Origin of the sequence: Devosia sp. 1635 (genome assembly GCF_013185955.1) — a bacterium.
Classification (GTDB): domain Bacteria; phylum Pseudomonadota; class Alphaproteobacteria; order Rhizobiales; family Devosiaceae; genus Devosia.
The window spans coordinates 97,114-118,273 of sequence record NZ_JABAOM010000005.1 but is presented as its reverse complement, the minus strand read 5'-3'; the positions used below and the strand labels follow the sequence as shown (position 1 = coordinate 118,273).

The following is a 21,160-nucleotide window of genomic DNA, read 5'->3' as shown; positions in this document are numbered from 1 at the left end:
ATGCTTATTGCCGAGAGCTGTCGGGCCGCCCACCGCCCTGATTGAGGCGCACATCACGACCGCCCGCGCTCGTTCATTGTCCCTTTGCCACTAGCCAAGTTTGCCGGGCATGGGGCCAAGACTGCTTCCGTACCGCTTCCGCAATAGACTTGAAGCAGAACTAAAATCCCGCTAAGTTATTGAAGTTGTTGGTGCACCCGACACGATTCGAACGTGTGGCCTCTGCCTTCGGAGGGCAGCGCTCTATCCAGCTGAGCTACGGGTGCATCCGTGGGGCGGGACTCAGGAGCCCCGGCTGAACAGGGCGCAACCTAGCCAATGCCGGCAGGCGGCGCAACGGGGTGTCGCAACAATTCTGCCGGGCCGGAACCCCGCCGCCCATCCCAGTCGCCCATCTCCTTGATCCCCTTTACCTGCATGGGCCGAGCGAAGCTGCAGCTTAAATCCCCTTTGCCTGCCTGGGCTGAGCCAAGCTGCTTGCTGGTTTCCCAATCTAGGTGCAGATGGCGTTCGCGATCAGCCGGCTCCACCTGCCTCTGCCGCCGCGCCGCGTAACGGCTGCTCCTCGCCCTTGGGCCACACCACGCCGGGGTCACAGGCTCCGGCAACGCTGCCGCTTGGGCGCAGCATGCCGCATCAGCACTATCTCCCCACCCTCTCCGCCCAAAAACTGCCATGAAGCTGCCCTTTTCGGGCCCTATGGCCAATTTGAGCAAAAACAGTAAGATGGCGCCATGATCGACCTTTCCGCTCCCCGACAGGCCAGTTCGCGCGCCCGCGCCGCTTCAGCCGGAGCTGCCCTCATGCTGGCGCTGCTGCTGGCGGGCTGTTCCATGGGCTCCATCAAACCGGCCCCCGCTACCGCGGCGATTGCGGCGCTCGCGCCCACCAAGGCCGGCCATGTGCCCCGGGCGGATGCCATTCCCCCCGCCCCCGCCGCCTTGGCTTATGCCGGCAGTGGCAGCGGGCTCAATGGCATGATCGGCTATTATGCCAGGGCCTATGATGTGCCCGAACGCCTCGTGCACCGGGTGATCGTGCGCGAGAGCAAATATAACCCCGCCGCCCGCAACGGGCCCTATATGGGCCTGATGCAGATCAGCCACGCCACGGCGCGAGGCATGGGTTATCGCGGCTCGGCCGCGGGCCTGCTCGATGCCGAAACCAATCTGCGCTATGCAGTGAAATATCTGGCCGGCGCCTATATCACCGCCAGGCGCAGCGAAGACCGCGCCATGCGCTTTTATGCCAGCGGCTATTATTACGACGCCAAGCGGCAGGGCCTGCTCGAAGAAGCGGGCTTGCGCTAACGCCCCACGCCGCGCTGGCGCGGCGTTACTCCCCCATCTTTAGCCCACCGCCACCCGTGCGACGGCGATCCGCGCCCGGCACACCAGGCCCGTGGGTGCATAGATCAACTCGGCCCGGCCCAGATTGCTGGCCAAGCCCCGCTCGATCAGGCGCGAGCCAAAGCCTTTTTGCGTGGGTTCCTGCACCGGCGGGCCACCCCATTCGCGCCATTCCCAATCAACGAACGCCACCCCCGTTTCAAGGTCCTCGCGCCGTTCACTCCAGGTGATGTCGACCCCGCCGCCCGGAACGCTCAGCGCGCCATATTTGAGCGCGTTGGTGGCCAGTTCATGCAGCATCAGCCCCAGGGCCAGCACGGCCTTGGGCGTCAGCTCGAGATTGGGGCCTTCGACGCGGAAGCGCCCAAAGGTTTCGCTGTGCAGCTGCGTTGCTGCCGCGACCACATCGGCAATGCCGGCGGCCACGCTGCCATGGGTCAAGAGGTCCTGCGCCTGCCCCAGCGCCACCAGCCGCGCGCCGATCGCGTCGCGTGCTTCGGGCAGGGACGGCGCCGTGCGCAGGGTCTGGGTGGCGATGGCATGCACCATGGCCAGCATGTTCTTGATCCGGTGCGCTGATTCCTGGGCGATCAGCGACAACTGCAGTTCGGCATCCTTGCGCTCGGTCAGGTCGAAGGCTGCACCCAGCACACGCTCGGGCTCGCCCTCCTTGTTGCGGACCACCACGGCCTGGCGGGCAATCCAGCGCACGCCTGTTGGGGTGAGCACCCGGTATTCGGTGCGCCGGAACCCCTCATCCATGCCGGGGCTCGGCTCGATCACCAGCAGTTCGCGATCCTCGGGATGCACCACTTCAGCAAATTCGGTGATGGGCAGCTCGGGCCGGTTGGGATCAAGGCCATAAAGGCGCAAAAAGGCGGGGGAGCCGCTGACGAGATTGGTGGCGAGGTCCCATTCAAAAGTGCCGACGCCGCCCGCTTCCTGCGCGAGGGTCAGGAATTGGGTTTCGCGCTCGAGCGCCTTTTCCACGCGCTTGAGCTCGGTGATGTCGTGGCCTTGCGCAAAAATCCCCACCACTTCCCCATCCGCCCCACGAATGGGCTGGTAGATGAAGTCGAGAAAGGCTTCCGTAGGCGGCGCGCCCGGGCTTTTCTGCAGCCGGATCGGCACGCCGCGCCCCACATAGGGCTCGCCGCTGCGGCGCACGGTGTCGAGCAGCTCGAGAAAGCCTTGTTCCACCACTTCGGGCAAGGCATCGGCAACGCGCCGGCCCAGCAGTTCGCGATGGCCCACCAGCTGCAGATAGGAGGCATTGGCCAGCTCGAACACATGCTCGGGCCCGCCGACCACCGCCATGAAGCTGGGGGCCTGTTCAAACAGGCGCCGGACATGGCTGGCCTGCGCCGCTAATTCGTCGTTCTGCGCCTGCACCGCGGCGGCTCGGTCCAACAGGCCCGCCTGCCACTGATTGCCCGCGCCATCGCCCTGGCGCAGCCGCTCCAGTTCGGTCACATCGGTGGTGTGCTGCAGGATAAAGGCCATGCGCCCGTCTTCACCCATGATGGGTGTATGGGTGGCGCTCCAATAGCGGACCTGCGCGGGCTCGCCGGGGCGGCTGGTATCATAGGGCACCAGCGCCATGTGATCGGGCTGCCCGTCAGCGAGAACCTTGTTGAGCGAAGCGCGCAGCAGGCGCCCGCCTAGGGAAGCGGGATCGGAGGGGAAAGCGTCAAACAGCTGCTTGCCGGTGATTTCCTCGCGGGTGCGGCCGGTGACGCGCAGATAGGCCTCATTGGCCCCGACAATGGTCAGGTCGAGGTCGAGAACAACATAGGGGTTGGGGGCGGCATTGAACAATGCCGCCAGGTCGATCCCAGCAAAACTTGATGCGCGAAACACACGGCCTCCGGCCAATTCGTGCTGTCGCCGAGCCCCGCGACATCAACAACAGCATCTTGGCGCGGCTATAATGATCAGCCCAGCCGATTTGGCAAGCTCTGACCGCTAGGCGAGCAGGCGCGCCAGGTGTGAGGCGAGGTCCGACTGCTGGTACGGCTTGGCCAGCCGGGGCAGGTCCACGGGGGTGCCATTGGGCAGGTCCGCATAGCCAGTGGCCAACAGGATAGGCAGGTCCGGGCGCAGTTCGCGCGCCTTGGTGGCCAGCTCAACCCCGGTCATGCCGGGCATGGCAAAGTCGGTGATGAGGGCGTCGATCTGGCGGCCGCTGGCGATGATCTCCAGCGCCTGCTTGCCCGAATAAGCCTCAAGCGCGGTATGGCCGAGATCCTCGATCATATCGACAGTGTTCATGTTGATGAGCGCGTCGTCATCAACCACGAGAATGGTGGATGCGGGGGTTTCGAAGCTAGCAGGCTCCAAGGGGAGAACCTCCGTGACGGGTGCAGAAGAAACAGGCAGCCACAGCGCGGCCGTGGTGCCTTGATTGGGCTGGCTGGCAAGGTGCAGGGCGCCGCCGAGCTGAACGGCCAAACCGTGCACCATCGACAAGCCCAGTCCAGTACCTTTGCCGAGTTGTTTAGTCGAGAAAAATGGCTCAATTGCGCTCTTGAGCGTCTGCGCGTCCATTCCGGTGCCGGTATCGTGCACGCAAAGGCGCAAAAACGAGCCGCGCAGCCCCATTGTGCCCGAAGCGCCATCGCGTTCGGTCAGGGTAATGGTCAGCGTGCCCCCCTCGGGCATGGCGTCGCGCGCATTGACGGTCAGGTTCAAAATCGCCAGTTCGAGCTGGTTGGCGTCGACCTTTGCGGGCGGCAGATTGGGCGTGATGTCCATGTCGAGCGTGATCAGCGGTCCAACCGAGCGCTCGATCAGTCCGCGCATATTCTCGAGAAGCGCTGAAAGATCGGTGGGTTCGGGCCGCAGGTCTTGCCGGCGGGCAAAGGCCAGGAGGCGCGAGGTCAGCGAAGCGCCGCGCTGGGCGCCCTGCATGGCGCCATCAACGAAGCGCTGCAGCTGCGGGTCGGGCGGCAGGCGCTTGCGCAGGAGTTCGAGATTGCCCTGCACGGCTGCAAGCAGATTGTTGAAGTCGTGGGCGACGCCGCCGGTGAGCTGTCCGATGGTTTCCATTTTCTGGGCCTGGCGCAATTGCTCCTCGGCCCGGCGGCGGTCGGTGATGTCGCGGAAAAACGCCGCCCCGCCCACCACGCTGCCATCGCCCCCACGCAGCGGCGCGTGCTGGCTTTCCAGCACCACCGTGCCGGCCTGGGCGGTGGCGAGTTCCACTTCTTCCACCGGCCCGGCAATTCCGGCCAGGGCCTCGCGCAGCCGGGCTTCGATGCTGTCATCATCGGCCCCGCCAATGGCGTCCACCAGTGGCCGGCCCAGCACAGCAGCCGCTTCGCGGCCAAACAAGCGCTCCATCACCGGGTTCCAGATGGTCACCTGCAGCGCCGTGTCATAAGCGACGATGCCCGCCGGCACCCCGGTCATCAGCAATTCGGACAGCGCCCGTTCGCCGCGCAGGGCCTCCTGGGTGCGCTCGCGTTCCGAGGCCAGGGCAAAGAGCAGCTTTTCGCGCTCGGTTTCGGCCGACTTGCGCTCGGTGATTTCGGTGGACACCCCGACCACGGTTTGCGGCTTGCCCCAGCGATCATTGAGCACCCGGGCCTGGGCTTCCACCCAATGCTCGGAGCCATCCGGCCAGGTCACGCGATATTCGATCACGAGATCGGCGCCGGTGCGGATCGTGTCCTCGAGCGCGCGCTGCACCCGGCGCTGGTCGGGCAGCGACACCGCTTCCACCAGATCGGCGAAAAGAAAGGTCTGCTCGGGCCGCCGGCCGTAATTGGCCTTGAACTGATCCGAGCCCGTCAGCACCAGGTCCTCGATATCGAGCTCCCAGGAGCCCATGCGACCCGCCAGCAGCGCGGTTTGCAGCCGCTGCTCGCTTTGCCGGACATCGTCGAGATAGCGTCTTGCCAGATATTGGCGGCGCCGGCCGCGCAGCGCATTGCTGACCACATTGACCAGCGCGCGGGGATGAAACGGGCGATCCAGGAAAATGACGTTGGCGAGCGAAGCCTGAAGGCTATTGTGAAACGGGCTGTCGGCCGGAAGGGCAGTCAGTTGGGTCAGCACCACAAAGGGGAAATCGGACCAGGAGGGTTGGTTGGCGACCCAGACCAGCAGGGGGTCCAGATTCTCGTCGCGCAGCATTTCATCGGCGACAAGGGCGACGCCCGCGCCTTCATGCAAGCCGGCAACGAGTTGGTCGAGCGTGTCGACCGGCGTTGCCGCCCAGCCGGCCTCATCGAGCAGGTCGACCGCCAGCAGGCGGTCAGGACCGCGCGGCACCAACACCAGGGCGCGTTCGGAGTTGATCACGCCGACCTGCCTTGCGCAGCCGCGCCAGTGACAAATTTCTGCACCCAAACCTGGGTGCGCCGACAGCTTGACGTCGCCAGCACTAGTTCTGCGGAACGCACGAGGTTACCGAATGCATACTTCCCCCTGATTGACCTCGAACGCACTGCGCCCCATTTGGTTGCAACATTGTGCGGCAACTTGGAGCGCTTGGTCCCCTGCCCTATCTGCTTTAAGGTTGAGGCTCACTTCGTTCGGAATCGCTTTTCATGCATCTGCTGCTCGTCGACGGCTCGGCCTATATTTTTCGCGCCTTCCACGCCCTGCCCCAGCTCAACCGCAAATCCGATGGCCTGCCCGTCGGCTGCGTGCAGGGGTTCTGCAACATGCTGTTCAAGCTCACCGAGGATCTCAAGGGCGAGGACGAGCCGACCCATATGGCAGTGATCTTTGATCATTCCGCCAAGACCTTCCGCGACGATCTCTATAGCGAATACAAGGCGCATCGACCCTCTGCGCCCGAAGAGCTGGTGCCCCAGTTCCCCCTCACCCGCGCCGCCACCCGCGCCTTTGGCATTGCCTGCATCGAGCAGGAAGGCTGGGAAGCCGATGACATCATCGCCACCTATGCCTGCAAGATGCGCGCGGCCGGCGGCAAGGTCACCATCGTGTCCTCCGACAAGGATCTGATGCAGCTGGTCGAGCCCGATGGCTCCATCCGCATGCTCGACACCATCCCCCGCCCCGGCCAGCCGCCGCTGCGCTGGATCGGCGCCGAGGAAGTGTTTGCCAAATTCGGCGTTGGCCCCGACAAGGTGATCGAGGTGCAGGCCCTGTGCGGTGACAGCGTCGACAATGTCCCCGGCGTGCCCGGCATTGGCGTCAAGACCGCGGCCGAGCTCATCAATACCTTTGGCGATGTGGAAACGCTGCTGTCGCGCCTCGACGAGATCAAGCAGCCCGCCCGCCGGCAAAAGCTCGCCGACAATGCCGAGCTCGCGCGCATTTCGCGCCAGCTCGTAACCCTCTCCCAGGACGTGCCCGTCGAGCTGCCCATCGAGGCGCTTGAACGCACCCCCATCGATCCGGCGACCCTTTTCCCCTTCCTCAAGGCGATGGAATTTTACACCATCACCAAGCGCCTTGGCGGCCTCCTCGATGCCGACCCCGATGCCTATGAGCCCGATCCGGAGCTGCGCGCCGGCGGCCCGCAGGGCGTCAAGTCGACCGACCTCAGCGTCGCCCGCGCCAAGCTCAAGGCCCCGCAGGTCCCTGGCACCGGCCCGGCCCTGCATGCCCGCGCTGTCCACGACGCCATCAAGGCGATCCCGGTCGATTACGACGCCTATGAGATCGTCTCCACCCATGAGCAGCTGGCGGAGTGGATCAACCGCATCGCCCAGACCGGTTATGTCTCGATCGACACCGAAACCACCGGGCTTGATCCGCAAGCCGCCGATCTTGTGGGCATTTGCCTGTCCACTGCGCCGGGCAATGGCTGCTACATCCCCTTTGGCCACCGCAAGGCCGGCGACCTCCTCGACCAGGGGGGCCTCCTCGAAGGCCAGCTCCCGGCCCGCGAAGTGCTGGAAGCACTAAAACCCATGCTCGAGCACCCTTCCGTGCTCAAGATCGGCCAGAACATCAAATACGAGATCACGATGTTCGCCCGCCACGGCATCACGCTTGGGCCGGTCGACGACACCATGCTCATCTCCTATGCCCTTGATGGCGCGCGCTACAATGGCATGGATGTGCTGGCCGATGCGTGGCTCGGGCACAAATGCATTTCCTTTGGCGAGCTGGCCGGCACCGGCCGTAACCAGAAAACCTTCGACCAGCTCGAGATCGCCCCCGCCGCGCGCTATGCCGGCGAGGACGCCGACGTCACCCTGCGCCTCTGGCATATCCTCAAGCCCCGCCTTGTCGCGGAAAACGCCACCACGCTCTACGAGACCCTCGAGCGCCCGCTGGCGCCGGTGCTCTCGCGCATGGAATCGCGCGGCATTGCCGTGGATCGGGGCATGCTGTCGCGCCTGTCGGGCGAGTTCGCCCAGCGCGCCGCCGCCTTTGAGGCCGAAGCCCATGAACTGGCCGGCGAAAGCTTCAATCTCGGCTCGCCCAAGCAGCTTGGCGATATTCTGTTTGGCAAGATGAACCTGCCCGGGGGCTCCAAGACCAAGACCGGCGCCTGGTCCACCGGCGCCGATGTGCTCGAAGATCTCGCGCTAAAGGGCGTGCCGCTGGCGCGCACCATCGTGGAATGGCGCCAGCTAACCAAGCTGCGTGGCACCTATACCGACGCGCTCCAGACCTATATCAACCCGCGCACGGGGCGCCTTCACACCTCCTATAACCAGGCTTCGGTGCTGACAGGGCGCCTGTCCTCCAACGACCCGAACCTGCAAAACATTCCGGTGCGCACCGAGGACGGGCGCAAGATCCGCTCGGCCTTTGTCGCCGCCCCCGGCAAAAAGCTCATCTCCGCCGACTACAGCCAGATCGAGCTGCGCGTCCTCGCCCACATCGCCGATATCCAGGCGCTCAAGGATGCCTTTGAAGAAGGGCTCGACATTCACGCCATGACCGCCTCGGAAATGTTCGGCGTGCCGGTGGAAGGCATGCCCGCCGATGTCCGGCGCCGCGCCAAGGCGATCAATTTCGGCATCATCTATGGCATTTCGGCCTTTGGCCTGGCCAACCAGCTCGGCATCGGCCGCGGTGAAGCGGGCGATTACATCAAGACGTATTTCGAGCGTTTTCCGGGCATCAAGGACTATATGGACGAGCAGCGCCGCCGCGTGAAAGTGGATGGCTTTGTCACCACGCTCTTTGGCCGGAAAATCCAGTTCCCTAACGCCAATTCCCACAATCCGAGCGAACGCGCCTTTGTGGAGCGCGCCTCCATCAACGCCCCCATCCAGGGTTCCGCCGCCGACATCATCCGCCGCGCCATGATCCGCATGGAACCGGCCCTGGCGGAAGCCGGCATCGAAGCCGACATGCTCCTCCAGGTACATGACGAACTGATCTTCGAAGTCCCCGAAGGTACCGAAGCCGCCGCCATGCCGGCGATCAAGGCCGTCATGGAAGGCGCCGCCGAGCCGGCAGTGCGCTTGTCAGTGCCAATCCAGGTCGACGCACACGCCGCAAACAATTGGGACGAGGCGCACTGACACACCAGCAGCCTCTGCACCCCTCACCCACTCCCGATCTCACCCCGGCCTTGAGCCGGGGCCCATCTCGACATCTCTCCACCCGCCGCCAGCACTCGGAACCACCCCAGCACCTCAGGATGGATCCCGGCTCAGGGCCGGCATGACAATCGGGGCTTGGCACCATCAAACCCCCTCACCCGACCCTCGCGCCCATAGCCGCGCATTGGTCGCCACCAGTTGCGCCAGGTAGATCACTACAGCGCAGCCGAGCGGCGAGCCCAGTTCGGTGACGGCCATGGTACCCAGGGCGAGCCAGTTGCGGCCGCTGCCGTCGAGGCCCTGGAGCATGAAGGTCAGGAACAGGAGCGCGCCGCCGAACAGCACCGCGACGCACCCGCCTGCCAAGGCATAAGGCCAAAGCCGCCGCTCCTGGCGCTGGGCGAGCCAGGCCAGGACCCAGGCGAGAATGCCGTATTCGAGCGCGCGCACGACGCCGATCGTGGTGAGGGAAATCAGCCCCGGCTGCTCGACCGCATCGAGCACGCTCAGCATCACCTTTTGCACCGATTTGGCCGCCGCCAGCGCGACGGGCGCAAACACCGCTCCGATGAAGCCCGCCAGTGCCCCGCGCGCCTTGCCCAGCGCCGTGCCCAGCGCCACCCCGGTGCAGACCAGCACCGACCAGGTCACGGTTTGCGCCAGCTCGGCCAGGGTCAGCAGCCCCGGCGCGGCCCCGGCGCCCACCAGGCGCAGGAGGATGATCAGCCCCTGCATCAGGAGCCCCAACCCGATGCCGAGCGCGGCTACAACGGCGATACGGCGCATGGCCTGCTGCGCCTGGCGGGCGCGGCGGCTGGGCTGGCGGGGAGTAGCGGCTGGAGTGGTCATGGCATCGACTCCGGACGTTGGCCGCAAGAATAATGCCGCGGGCAGCCGGTGTCGAGCAGTGCGGCTGCTGCACCAGCGCCACCTTCACCGCGCGGGGGACGTGCGCCTCCCTCCCCCTTGAGGGGAGGGATCGAGGGTGGGGGTTCGGACCTTGCCCCTGGCGTGATGCGGGTTGGGTGCTTGGGTATTCGCCCTTTGGCACAGTGCGTGTTGAAGCGCCTGAACCCCCACCCCGGCCCTCCCCTCAAGGGGGAAGGAGAAGGTCAGTGCATGCCCGCAGAAGAGGGCAAGTGCGTCTTCAAAATGCAAAATGGCAAAAACTAATCCCCGCCGCCTCCGCCCTGCCCCATACTCCACCCATTCCCACGCATGGAGCGGCGCTGCAGCGACCGGATGGCAGTGGGGACCGCCGGGACGGGGAAGGTCGTGCTCCCCGTGGGTTCGAGCGGCGTCGGACAGTTCAGCCCCTGCCGATTTGGGGGCTGCGCGACGCCAGCTGAATCGGTAAATCCCGGCTGCCCCGAGGCGGTTGTCGCCTCCTTTTCCACCCCTCCAGAGGCGATCATCGCCTCGGGGCCCGCTCTACCCACGCCAACACCGACGGGCCCGCCCGGCGGCGCCTTCGCACGCACAAAAAAGCCGGGCCCCCAAGGACCCGGCACTTAAAATCCTTCACGGACCAAAAAACCAAATTATTTGTTGGTGCGCCCGGTATGCTCGGTGCTGACGCTGCCATCGGGCTCGACATCGTTCATCACGTCGCCCTCGACCGTGTTGTCGGCTTCGGTGTCCTCGAACACGGTGCCGGTCTGGTCGATCCCGCGCGTGGTTTGCCCGATGCCGGGATTACGCTTGAGGTCGAGATCGCTCGGGGTCTGGGTTTTGGGATGCTGGCTCATGGGACTGCTCCTTGTTGCCGTCAGCAAACCAATCCCCCGGCCCCGCCACAGGTTCCCCCTTATCGGTCACGAAAGGGAAACCTCCCCGCTCCGCCTGCGTTGGATTTTTGTCACCTCAAGCCAAGGATGCTCCCCGATGTTCACCCATTTCCTCGAGGCCCAGAACCTGGTGTATCCGCAGGTGCTGACCGAGCTGCGCGCAGGGCAGAAACGCACGCATTGGATGTGGTTTATCTTCCCCCAGATCGCGGGCCTTGGACGCAGCGAGATGGCGCAGCGCTTTGCCATCAAGGATCTGGAGGAAGCGCGGCTTTACCTCGCCGATCCGGTGCTGGGAACGCGTCTGCGCGAATGCACCCGCGCCGTGCTGCTGCACGCCCCCGACAGCGCCGCCCCGCGCAGCCTCGATCACATCTTTGGCTCGCCCGACAACATGAAGTTTCATTCCTCCATGACCCTTTTCGCCCGCGCCGCCCCGCAGGATCCGCTGTTTCGCGAAGCGCTCACCGCCTTTTTCGGTGGCCGGGAAGATCCGGGCACGGTGAGCCGGCTTGAGGACGCAGGCGCTAGTCATCCCCCAGCTTGACCGTGCGCCAGGTCTGGATGGTGCGCACTTCGCCGGGCCGGCGGATGCTGAGATGACCATAGTCGCCCGGCAGCGCCGAGGTCAGCCTAACCGTGACATAGTCGCTTTTGCCGCAAACCGAGCAGTTGAACGGGGGCTGCAGGGCGTCCCGGTCCGGGCAAAAACAATTCCACCAGGTCAGTTGCAAGGTAGCGCACCAGCCGCCGGCACAGGCTGCAGCGACAGATGATGATCTGGTTGTTGGCCGCGGCGTGGCGCAGCTGATAGCGGGTGCCGGGATAAGGATGGGCCGGCGGATTCGTCTGGGGCATGCGACTCGGGTCTCCGCCTTCCCCATAGCGTCAGAACAAACAAAGAACAAATAACATTCCCGCCCCGTCCAGTCGTGCTCGTCTCCCCGGGCGTGATGATGCATCCCTTCCTGCCCCGGAGCGTTTGTCTTGCTCACCAACAGGAGAAACCACATGTCTGATCTCAGCGGCATTCGCGAGCATATGGAAGTGATTGGGGCCGATGGCGTGCATGTCGGCACGGTGGACAAGGTCGAAGACGGGCGCATCAAGTTGACCAAGGCCGATTCGGGCGAAGGCAGCCATGCCGGCCACCACCATTATGTTGAAGGCTCGCTCGTGGCTGAAATCGAGGGCGACAAGGTGCGCCTGTCGGCCAATGCAGCCGTAGCGGTGCTTTTTGAGGAAGAAGAAGACGGCGGGCAGGCGTAAGCCGGCCAAGAGGAGCGGTTTGAGCCTGCGGCTCGCCGCTCCCGTCCTTCAGGCCCCCGGTGCGAAGTGCTGCACTTCGACCTGGCGACCGGCCCCGCCCGGGGCTATCTCTAGCAGGATCCGCCAGCTCGCCGCTGCCAACAGATGCGGTGCTCGCTCGGCCCATTCCACCAACACAATAACCTGCGGCACATCGAGCAGCCCGAGCTCGTCCGCTTCGCTGGCATCCCCCAGCCGATAAAGATCGGCATGCAGTACCGCGCCGCTCGCGGTGTCATAGGGCTGCACCAGTGCAAAGGTGGGCGACGGCACCTCCAGCCCGGGATCGCCCGCCAGCGCCCGGATAATCGCCCGCGCCAGCGCAGTTTTCCCCGCCCCCAGTTCCCCCTCTATACTGACGATGTCGCCGGGCTTGAGCATTTGGGCCAGTTCGGCACCAAAGGCGGCGGTGGCGGCATCGTCGGGGAGGAAGCGGTCCATGTTAGCTTGCGATACCCGCCATGGCGCTGTCGCGTGGCAGGTTGACGGTGATGCGGCTGCCCCGCGGCTCGCGGCTTTCCGCCGAAATCGTGCCGCCATGCAGGTTGACGAAGGTCTTGACGATGGCGAGGCCTAGCCCCGCCCCACGTTGTCGGCCGGTGCTTTGCCCATCGATCCGGGTCAGGATTGCGGCCTTCATCTCGTCGGTCAGGCCCGGCCCCTCGTCCTCGATCACGAACAACATGCGCTCGCCTCGGCTCATCACCCGAAGCCGGATTTCCCCGCCCGGCGGCGAGAAGCGGGCCGCATTGCTCAAGAGGTTATAGATCACCTGCACGATGCGCGTGCCATCGGCCACAAAGGGCGGCAGGTCATCGGCGATATCGATCACGAGATTGATCGGCTTTTCCCCCGAAACTTCGGGGAAGGTCGCCGACAGGCCAGCCCGGGCCTTGTCCACAATGGCGGCGACATCAAGCCGCTCGGGTTTGAGTTCGGCAATGCCGGCATCCACGGACGCCAAGTCGAGAATATTGTCGATCAGCACGCCCAGGGTGACGCTCGAGGCGCGGATATAGTCGATATAAGCGCGCTGCCGCTCGTTCATGTTGCCGCCATCAGTGCCGGCCAAGAGGTCGGCAAAGCCGATGATATTGGTCAGCGGCGAGCGCAGTTCATAGGAAACATTCTCGACGAACGCATCCTTGAGCAGGTCAGCCGCCACCAGCGCATCGTTGCGTTCCTTGAGCACCTGCGAATAGCTGGCGCTTTCGGTGACATCGAGAAAGGTCATCATGGTTTGACCGTCCGACAACCGGGTAATGGCGTAGTCCAACAGCCTTCCATCCGAGCGCTTGATGCGACCGGTCTGGTCGCCGCGCGTCGGGTTGAGGTCGATAATCCCCCGCTTCAAATCCCGCCATATACTGGCGCCATCGATGGGAATGGCCTGCCCACTGGCTTCGGCGATCTGGTCGATATGGGGGTTTTGCCCCAACTCGTTCATCGGCAGCTTCCAAAGGGCCGACAGCTGGGGATTGGAAAGGGTAAGCCGGCCATTGGTGCCGAACACCGCCACGGCCTCGGAAAGCGCGTTGATGGTTTCGCGCTGCACATTGGAATAGGCCTTGTTGGAGGATTCAAGCTGGAGGCGCTCGGTCAGGTCTTCAAAGACATAGATGACACCGCCATTGGGCCCGGCCGGCGCGGAAATAACCTTGATGCTGCGCCCGTCCGGCAGGTGCCATGGTTCGTTCTCGCGCGGCACCTTGAGCTGGTAGGAAGTCAGGTGCTGGGCCCGCCAGGTCTTGTAGTCGACCTCGTTGGGCAGCATGCCTTCGGTGCGCAGCTTGTCAAGGATTGCCGGCTCGTCGATCCCCAGCACCAGGAACTTGGGATCGAGGTTCCACAGATCGGCATAGGCCTGGTTGAACTGCACGAGTTCGCGCTTGGCATTGAACACCGCAATGGGCGTCGCCAAGGCATTGATGATGCTGCCCATATAAGAGACTGCAGGCTCCGGGGGCTTGGCAGCCGTTTCGAGCGGGCGCAGATAGCCCGCATTGCCGCCGGCAATAGCAAACTCAGTCAGCTCATACTTGCCACGTGCACCCAGGTCGAGCCGCAGAACAGCAGGCTTGCCATCAGGGGTGCAGGCGTCGAGATGGCGCTGGCGCTGGGTGCCTTCGAGCAATTCAGGGGGCTCGGCATCGGTGCCGGTCTTGCCGAGGGCTCGCGCGAGTTCGAGATAGGCATTATTGGCGAACACCAGCCGCTTGTTAGCGTCGCGCAGGAAAGCCGGCTTGCTCAACAGCCCCAGAATGGCGCGGGCACTGGAAAGATCACCCTGCGCGGCTGCATCCTCGAGGCGATGCTGGGGATGGGCTTGCAGAAAGGCGGGCCGCAAACGCATCGCCGCGCCGCCGCCCAGCACCCAGCCATGCGCGCGGATCAGCCGTCCATCGAGCGCATTGACACTGGTGGTGAAAGAGTGCCCGCCAAGGCGCAACTGCTCGAGCAGTTCAGCAAGACGGTCGGCGTCGCCCGGCTGCAGCCAGCTTTGGAACTTGAGGACGCTTTCGGGCTGCCGTCCTGCTGGCAGCACCGCCGCTACCTGCCCCAGGAACTTGGCCGCCCCGCCACTATTTTGCGTCCACAGCACCGTGAGTTCGCGAGTGCCCGAAAGCAGGGCCTCATATTCGTCCACCAGCGCCCGCAGTCCAGCGATTTGCCCGGAGGCCTTATGCCGTTCGACCTTGCTGTCGCGCAGCATGGTTCGAACGATTGCCATGGCCGTTACGGCAAAGGCGCCAGCGCCGATAGCGATTGCCAGCGGCGCGGCGGCGGCAAGCGAACCAGCGTCCGGCGTCTGGGAAAGGGCGGGTGCGGCAGTCAGAAGGGTCATGGGGGCCGCTGTCAGCGTGACAAATCCCCAGTGCTTCCGGAATCGATCCGGCGCCATGCATAGCCCTCGTGTCTTGTTGCGTTTGGGTCGGCCCGAACGGACCGCTACGCTTGCACTCGAAAGAGGCCCGATACACACCGGATCGCTGACGATCCTGGCTGGCCCCCAAGCGGCTGCCTGTCCCGGGCAGCCGATTCGCCTAACCATAGCGAGGCGCGATTCTGGCTAAAAGACTCTTAATGGTTGTGCATTCCGGGCAAAGACCGCTTTGACCCACTTGACCATGAACGAAGCAGGAACTCCGCTGCTGACAGAAGGCCGCACTCAACGCCTCCCGCCAGCGCATTACGAACCGCGGATTACCCGCGTCCTAGTAGCGATACTCACCGGATTTGAATGGGCCAGAGGGGGAAACCCCAATGTATTCAGCCTGTGCCGGCGAGAGCCTGGTCAGCTTGGCACCCAGCTTGGCGAGGTGCAGTTCTGCAACTTTCTCGTCGAGGTGCTTGGGCAGCACATGCACCTTTTTTTCCATAGTGGTGCCATTGGTCCACAGTTCGATCTGGGCCAAGGTCTGGTTGGCAAAGGATGCGCTCATCACAAAGCTCGGGTGACCCGTCGCATTGCCCAGATTGACCAGCCGACCCTCGGAAAGCAGGATCAGGCGCTTGCCGCTAGGCTGCTCGATGAGGTCGACCTGCGGCTTGACATTGGTCCACTTGAAGTTGCGCAGGCCGGCCACGTCGATCTCATTGTCGAAATGGCCGATATTGCAGACAATGGCCATATCCTTGAGCTTGCGCATGTCATCGACCATCAGCACATCGCGATTGCCCGTGGCGGTCACAACAATGTCGGCGCGCGGGGCGGCCTCCTCAAGCGTAACCACCTCAAAGCCTTCCATGGCCGCCTGCAGCGCACAGATCGGGTCGACTTCAGTCACCAGCACGCGCGCACCGGCGCCGCGCAGGGACTCAGCCGAGCCCTTGCCGACGTCGCCATATCCGCAGACGATGGCGACCTTGCCCGCCAGCATGACGTCGGTGCCGCGCCGGATGGCGTCGACCAGCGATTCACGGGTGCCGTATTTGTTGTCGAATTTCGACTTGGTGACGGAGTCATTGACGTTGATGGCCGGGAACGGCAGCTCGCCCTTGGCATGGAGCTGATACAGCCGCATCACGCCCGTCGTGGTCTCCTCCGATACGCCGCGGATATTGTCGCGGATGGTCGAGAAGAAGCCGGGGCTTTGTGCAAGCCGCCGCTTGATGGTGGCAAAGAAGATTTCCTCTTCCTCATTACCCGGCTTGTCGAGAATGGAGGCGTCCTTCTCGGCCTTGGCGCCGTTGAGGACATACATGGTAGCGTCGCCGCCATCATCGAGGATCATGTTGGGGGTGAGCCCATTGCCCCAGTCCATCATGCGGTCGGTGAATGCCCAATATTCTTCCAGCGTTTCGCCCTTATGGGCAAAGACCGGGATACCGGCGGCAGCAATGGCGGCGGCTGCATGGTCCTGGGTCGAGAAGATATTGCAGCTGACCCAACGCACCTGGGCGCCGAGCGCTACCAGCGTCTCGATCAACACAGCCGTCTGGATGGTCATGTGCAGCGAGCCGGCAATGCGCGCGCCGCGCAGGGGCTGGGCCGCAGCATATTCCTCACGAATGGCCATGAGGCCCGGCATCTCGATCTCAGCGATCTGGATTTCCTTGCGACCGTAGTCGGCGAGAGAAATATCTTTGACCGAGTAGTCGGTGTTCTGGGTGGGCATGGCGCGCTCCGCGTGGATGATTGCCCTCCCTATACGGCAGGCCAAAGCCGCGAGCAATCGGGATATAAAGATCTGCTTATATCCCGCGGGCTGCGAGTCGATGTCGGTGCCAGCACCAAGGCAGAGCCAGCAGCCGATAAACGGCCGACATTAGCGCAAAGCCCAGCAGGAAGCCGGCACCAGCATAAAGCAACCCCTCAAGCGTCAGCGGCACTGCTGGCTTGTAATGCTCGATGGTCCGGCGACCGATATCGGTGTCCACATAGGCAGGCAACAGTTGCAGCCGCTCGATTGGTCCGGCACCCGCAACACGGTTCAGGGTGGCCTGCAGTTGCTCATAGCGCGTGAAAGTGGCGACCATGCTGATGCCGCGGCCGGCGAGAAACTCATCATTGGATGCCGTATAGCGGGCAATTGCCGCTTGACGGTCCAGCCCAGCCGTTGAAGCGGCGCGATCAAAATCTTCGACGATGATGCGCAACTCGTCCACTGCGCCGCCCAGCCGCTGCGTGTACTGCTGGGCATATTCAGGAAACTGACTCATAAGGGCGGCCAAAGCGAGCCCGCCCACTCCGGCTATCAGGTGCCGCATGCCGGTTCCTCCTCAGGTTCTCCCGCCTCAGGGAGCGCCGTCACTATCCTCGTCAAAGCCGTTGTTGACCAGTTCCACAATGGCTTCCAACGCTTCGCGGGCCTGCTTGCCGCTAGCCTGAACCAGAATGGTCGAACCCGGTCCTGCGCCCAGCATCATGAGGCCCATGATCGAATTCCCTGCGACCGAGACGCCGTCCTTGACGACGCTGATGGCCGCGTCGAAACACTCCGCGGTCCGCACGAAGCGCGCCGAGGCTCGCGCATGCAGGCCCTTGCGGTTCACGATGGTGAGTTGCTGAGCTACAGCGCGCCCACCCGTTGCTGCAGAATCCATCAGGTTAGCTCGCACCCAGAATGCTGGTCGCTACATTGATATATTTACGCCCGGCTTCCTGGGCGAGATTGACGGCCTGGTTGAGTGGCATATCCGCCCGCACCCGAGCGATTTTGACCAGCATCGGCAGATTAACGCCAGCGATCACCTCCACCGGCCGCACCTGCATCACGGAAATGGCTAGGTTTGATGGCGTGCCCCCGAACATGTCGGTGAAGATGATGACGCCCGAGCCGTTATCGGCCTTGTCCACGGCGGCGAGAATATCGTTGCGCCGCGTCTCCATGTTATCCTCAGGACCGATCGCGATCGTCTGGCAGAACTCCTGCGGCCCGACAACATGCTCCAGGGCCGACTTGAACTCATTGGCAAGCGCGCCATGCGTTACCAGAACCATACCGATCATGCAGTCATCCCCAGGCCGCCGAAATGCGCCAGCAGACGCCGGCAGCCGTTTTCGTCCTTGATGCCCCTGCCACCAGTCTACTCCGACAGAGTTGCGAAGCCGTATACCGTAGGCTGACCAAGGCAGGCCTCACCTTTGTCCCAAGGGCGACAGGATTCAAGTGGTATTTTGCCCACTAGGCTGACCGAGGGTGTTGACGGCCTCCATCACCAACAGAACCTGATGCCCCAGATCAAGCAACGAGCCCTGCGGGACAGGCGCCCTCGCGACGGGCACTCCAAGCAGATCGGTGCAGAATGCATCGGCCTCCGGCATCCGCACCGGGTCGGGCACAAGATCGACAATGAGGTGCAAGTCGACGGGGCTTTGATAGGCGCGGCTGACGATCCCCCGGAAGCGAAGCTCGATCAGGCCGGCGAGCAACTCTGGCGCCGCCATGCTTAAGCTTTCGCCTATCCTGCTCAGTCGAACCTGATCATCGGCAACCAGCGCGGCGCCCACGCCCAGGCTGTGGCAATAATCCAATAGAGCCAAGGCTAGCAGCGACTTGCCCGAGCCCGAGGCTCCGCGGATCAGGACACCGACCTGCCCCAGCAGCACGGCCGTGGCGTGCACATGAACCGCAGCGTCATTCATCCGGCATCTATCTGCGGGCTCGGGGCAGGACAATGGTGAACACGGCCCCGGTCCGGTCTTTCCGATTTTCAGCCCGGATCGTCCCTTTGTGCGCGTCGATAATCTGCTTGGAAATCGAAAGCCCAAGCCCCGAATGGTTGCCAAAGCCGTCACTGTCCGGACGATCGGTGTAGAACCGCTGGAAGATTCGCGCGACATCGCCGGTGATGCCGCTGCCCTCGTCGGTGACAGTCACCGTAACGTCGTCGGGACTTGTGGCGAGGGCAACAGTAACTGTTCCGCCCGCAGGCGAGAACGAAACCGCGTTGTCGATCAAATTGGCAAAGACCTGGGCCAAACGACTTTCATGGCCATTGACCACCGCCGAGCCACGACCGGTGCGCTTACCGAGAACGACAGACACGTTCCGGGCAGCGGCAATGTCCTTCTGGATGCTCACCATGGTTTGGGCGAGCTTGTCCACATCCACCAGTTGGGCGCTTTCGCGGGCCAGTTCTGCATCAAGGCGGCTGGCATTGGAGATGTCGGAGATCAAGCGGTCCAGTCGGCGCACATCGTGCTGGATGATTGCGTTGAGGCGCTCCCGATCCTCGGCCCGCTTGGCCAGCGGCAGGGTCTCGACCGCAGAGCGCAACGAGGTCAGGGGGTTCTTCAACTCATGGGCCACATCGGCAGCGAAACGCTCGATGGCTTCGATCCGGTTGTAAAGCGCATCCGTCATGCGGCGCAGCGCGCCCGACAGATGGCCAATCTCGTCGGGGCGATCGGTAAAGTCGGGGATCTCTGCCCGCGCGTCACCAGCAGTCTGCACGCGTTCGGCCGCGGCCGACAGGCGCCGCATGGGCCCCGCAATGGTGCCGGCCAACAGCAACGACAAGCCGATCTGCACCACCGCCGCAATCATGGCGATGCGCAAAATACTCCAGCGTTCCTGCGAAACGATGGAGTCGATGTCCCCTGGCGCCGTGGACAGGAGAAGCACGCCAACGATGGCCCGCAGGCGCTGCACAGGCACGGCGACAGACACAACCAGGCGGTTCTGATCGTCCACCCGCACGAAATCGGCTGGCGCCCCTTGCAGTGCGGAGGCAACCTCCGGGTACCGGCGGCCCTCATCGATCCCGTATTCCTGATATTGGGGAAAGCTGTCGCCTGGCGCCCAGGAGAGAATTGCGTTCCACCAGTCCCAAAGGAAAAAAGATGGACTGTCCTCTCCGGGCGGTCGGATCACTTCGCCGCGAGCGTAGATATTGTCGCTGTCCAGGATCAATAGGCCGCCCTGATCGTAGATCCGGGCCCGGGTGCCCGTTGGCGTAATCAAGTTGCGCAACAAGGGCGCGACCCGTTCGGGGCTGATCGGAAATTCTAGCGTCGGATCGAAATAAGAAAGGGGCGATACTCCACCGCTCTGCAGCTCAAGCAGTCGGTCGGGATTCACGGAAATAACGTCGCTATCCACAGTAGCAGAGGCGGCAATGGCAGCGGAGATGATTTCACCCTGAACACGCAGTGATTGCACCCGGGCGTCGATCAGGCCGGCGCGCCACTGGTTCAGGTAAAGAATGCCAACCACCAAAACCAGCAGCCCTGCCAGATTCAGCGCGATGATGCGTCGCGTCAGGCTAGAGAAGATAGTCAGATCAAGGAGGTGGCCAAAGCCTCGGGCGAGTTTGGCGAGTGGCGTCAGGAGCAAGCGCCGCCAGTTCCGGCGGGGTCGGCGCACCTTGTGTGTGCGCCCGACGGTCGCGGACGAACGCGGCCCAGTATCTGCCTTCTCCCCTAGCTCGGGGTCAATGATGGCCACTTGGTACTATTGTTCCTTGAAGCGATAGCCGACGCCGTAAAGCGTCTCGATCATCTCGAAGTCGTCGTCGACCATCTTGAACTTCTTGCGCAGGCGCTTGATGTGGCTGTCGATGGTGCGATCGTCCACATAAACCTGGTCGTCATAGGCGGCATCCATCAGCGCGTTGCGCGACTTGACCACCCCCGGCCGCAGAGCGAGCGCCTGCAGGATCAGGAACTCCGTTACCGTAAGGGTGACCCGCTGGCCCTTCCAGGTGCAGGTATGGCGCTCCTCATCCATGACCAGCGAGCCGCGCTCGATGAGTTGCTTGCTCGGCGCCGCTTCCCCAGGAGCGCCGGCAGGCGCTGATGGATCGCGAGGGGCCGAGCGGCGCAGGATTGCTTTGACGCGCTCAACCAGCAACCGCTGCGAGAACGGCTTGGTGATGAAATCGTCGGCGCCCATCTTGAGCCCGAACAACTCGTCGATCTCCTCATCCTTGGAGGTCAGAAAAATAACCGGCACATCCGACTTCTGGCGCAGCCGGCGCAGCAGCTCCATCCCGTCCATGCGCGGCATCTTGATGTCGAGGATCGCCAGATCGGGCTTATCAGTGGTTAGACCCTCGAGCCCCGAGGCTCCGTCTGTGTAGGTTGCAACCTGATAGCCCTCCGCTTCCAGGGTCAGGGACACAGAAGTGAGAATGTTGCGGTCGTCATCCACAAGGGCGATCTTGGGCATAAGCTGCCTTTCTATTGTTCTTACATTGTCCGCGTGGCGCGGCCGTTGCAGGGGATGAGTAGTGTTATATAAGGCACGGTCAAGGCAGGCGCCACCTCAGCACGCAGCTGCAGGCCCAT

At 63.6% G+C, this 21,160-nt stretch carries 17 protein-coding genes, 1 tRNA gene and 1 pseudogene; 4 read left to right on the top strand and 15 right to left on the bottom strand.

Annotated features, from left to right (window positions below; genetic code table 11):
- Window positions 1–189 precede the first annotated feature (189 nt).
- A tRNA-Arg gene (locus HRU92_RS16775) sits at window positions 190–266 on the bottom strand.
- A gap of 699 nt (window positions 267–965) precedes the next feature.
- Between HRU92_RS16775 and HRU92_RS20635 the strand changes: the two are divergent.
- Window positions 966–1,310 (top strand): annotated as a pseudogene (locus HRU92_RS20635) (lytic transglycosylase domain-containing protein); the annotation flags it as partial.
- Between the two features lie 39 nt (window positions 1,311–1,349).
- On the opposite strand, the gene HRU92_RS16765 reads toward HRU92_RS20635, so the two are convergent.
- Entirely contained in the window at window positions 1,350–3,209 is a 1,860-nt protein-coding gene (locus tag HRU92_RS16765) for a PAS domain-containing protein (RefSeq protein WP_172121984.1), read from the bottom strand.
- Window positions 3,210–3,314: 105 nt separating this feature from the next.
- Window positions 3,315–5,654 (bottom strand): PAS domain-containing protein, encoded by a 2,340-nt coding sequence (locus HRU92_RS16760; protein ID WP_172121983.1) that lies wholly within the window; start codon window positions 5,652–5,654, stop codon window positions 3,315–3,317.
- A 248-nt stretch (window positions 5,655–5,902) separates the two neighbouring features.
- Between HRU92_RS16760 and polA the strand changes: the two genes are divergently transcribed.
- Window positions 5,903–8,809 carry a DNA polymerase I gene (gene polA, locus HRU92_RS16755; RefSeq protein ID WP_172121982.1) on the top strand — a complete coding sequence of 969 codons (2,907 nt, stop codon included), beginning with the start codon at window positions 5,903–5,905 and terminating at the stop codon, window positions 8,807–8,809.
- Window positions 8,810–8,974: 165 nt separating this feature from the next.
- Here the strand turns inward: polA and HRU92_RS16750 are convergent, their stop codons facing one another.
- Both HRU92_RS16750 and HRU92_RS16745 read right to left on the bottom strand, forming a co-directional pair.
- Window positions 8,975–9,679, bottom strand: coding sequence for a hypothetical protein (locus HRU92_RS16750; RefSeq protein WP_172121981.1), 705 nt, complete (start codon window positions 9,677–9,679; stop codon window positions 8,975–8,977).
- Between the two features lie 692 nt (window positions 9,680–10,371).
- Entirely contained in the window at window positions 10,372–10,578 is a 207-nt protein-coding gene (locus HRU92_RS16745; RefSeq protein WP_172121980.1) for a hypothetical protein, read from the bottom strand.
- 136 nt (window positions 10,579–10,714) lie between these two features.
- On the opposite strand from HRU92_RS16745, the gene HRU92_RS16740 reads away from it, so the two are divergent.
- A complete protein-coding gene (locus tag HRU92_RS16740) occupies window positions 10,715–11,164 on the top strand; it encodes a DUF1810 domain-containing protein (protein WP_172121979.1) in 450 nt (149 codons plus the stop codon).
- On the opposite strand, the gene HRU92_RS16735 is transcribed toward HRU92_RS16740, so the two are convergent.
- Window positions 11,145–11,351: a hypothetical protein gene (locus HRU92_RS16735; protein ID WP_173088719.1), complete on the bottom strand. Its 207-nt coding sequence runs from the start codon at window positions 11,349–11,351 to the stop codon at window positions 11,145–11,147. The genes HRU92_RS16740 and HRU92_RS16735 overlap by 20 nt on opposite strands.
- A 277-nt stretch (window positions 11,352–11,628) precedes the next feature.
- Here HRU92_RS16735 and HRU92_RS16730 point away from each other — a divergent pair, with 277 nt between their 5' ends.
- Window positions 11,629–11,886 carry a DUF2171 domain-containing protein gene (locus tag HRU92_RS16730; RefSeq protein ID WP_127751779.1) on the top strand — a complete coding sequence of 86 codons (258 nt, stop codon included), beginning with the start codon at window positions 11,629–11,631 and terminating at the stop codon, window positions 11,884–11,886.
- A gap of 48 nt (window positions 11,887–11,934) precedes the next feature.
- Here HRU92_RS16730 and tsaE read toward each other — a convergent pair whose 3' ends face one another.
- The 9 genes from tsaE to HRU92_RS16685 form a co-directional block, all read right to left on the bottom strand.
- A complete protein-coding gene (tsaE, locus tag HRU92_RS16725) occupies window positions 11,935–12,366 on the bottom strand; it encodes a tRNA (adenosine(37)-N6)-threonylcarbamoyltransferase complex ATPase subunit type 1 TsaE (protein ID WP_248307211.1) in 432 nt (143 codons plus the stop codon).
- A gap of 1 nt (window position 12,367) precedes the next feature.
- Entirely contained in the window at window positions 12,368–14,770 is a 2,403-nt protein-coding gene (locus tag HRU92_RS16720) for a PAS domain-containing sensor histidine kinase (RefSeq protein WP_172121976.1), read from the bottom strand.
- Window positions 14,771–15,140: 370 nt separating this feature from the next.
- On the bottom strand, window positions 15,141–16,544 hold the full coding sequence (gene ahcY, locus HRU92_RS16715) for an adenosylhomocysteinase (RefSeq protein ID WP_172121975.1): 1,404 nt from the start codon (window positions 16,542–16,544) through the stop codon (window positions 15,141–15,143).
- Between the two features lie 76 nt (window positions 16,545–16,620).
- Window positions 16,621–17,136, bottom strand: coding sequence for a DUF2937 family protein (locus HRU92_RS16710; protein ID WP_172121974.1), 516 nt, complete (start codon window positions 17,134–17,136; stop codon window positions 16,621–16,623).
- Between the two features lie 27 nt (window positions 17,137–17,163).
- A complete protein-coding gene (locus HRU92_RS16705; RefSeq protein WP_172121973.1) occupies window positions 17,164–17,472 on the bottom strand; it encodes an HPr family phosphocarrier protein in 309 nt (102 codons plus the stop codon).
- A 4-nt stretch (window positions 17,473–17,476) separates the two neighbouring features.
- Window positions 17,477–17,878, bottom strand: a complete 402-nt coding sequence (locus tag HRU92_RS16700) for a PTS sugar transporter subunit IIA (protein ID WP_127751773.1) — start codon at window positions 17,876–17,878, stop codon at window positions 17,477–17,479.
- Window positions 17,879–18,034: 156 nt separating this feature from the next.
- Entirely contained in the window at window positions 18,035–18,514 is a 480-nt protein-coding gene (locus tag HRU92_RS16695; RefSeq protein ID WP_172121972.1) for an HPr kinase/phosphatase C-terminal domain-containing protein, read from the bottom strand.
- A 7-nt stretch (window positions 18,515–18,521) separates the two neighbouring features.
- Window positions 18,522–20,207, bottom strand: a complete 1,686-nt coding sequence (locus HRU92_RS16690; protein ID WP_210258491.1) for a sensor histidine kinase — start codon at window positions 20,205–20,207, stop codon at window positions 18,522–18,524.
- 117 nt (window positions 20,208–20,324) lie between these two features.
- Window positions 20,325–21,041, bottom strand: coding sequence for a response regulator transcription factor (locus tag HRU92_RS16685; RefSeq protein ID WP_127751771.1), 717 nt, complete (start codon window positions 21,039–21,041; stop codon window positions 20,325–20,327).
- Between the last annotated feature and the right edge of the window lie 119 nt (window positions 21,042–21,160).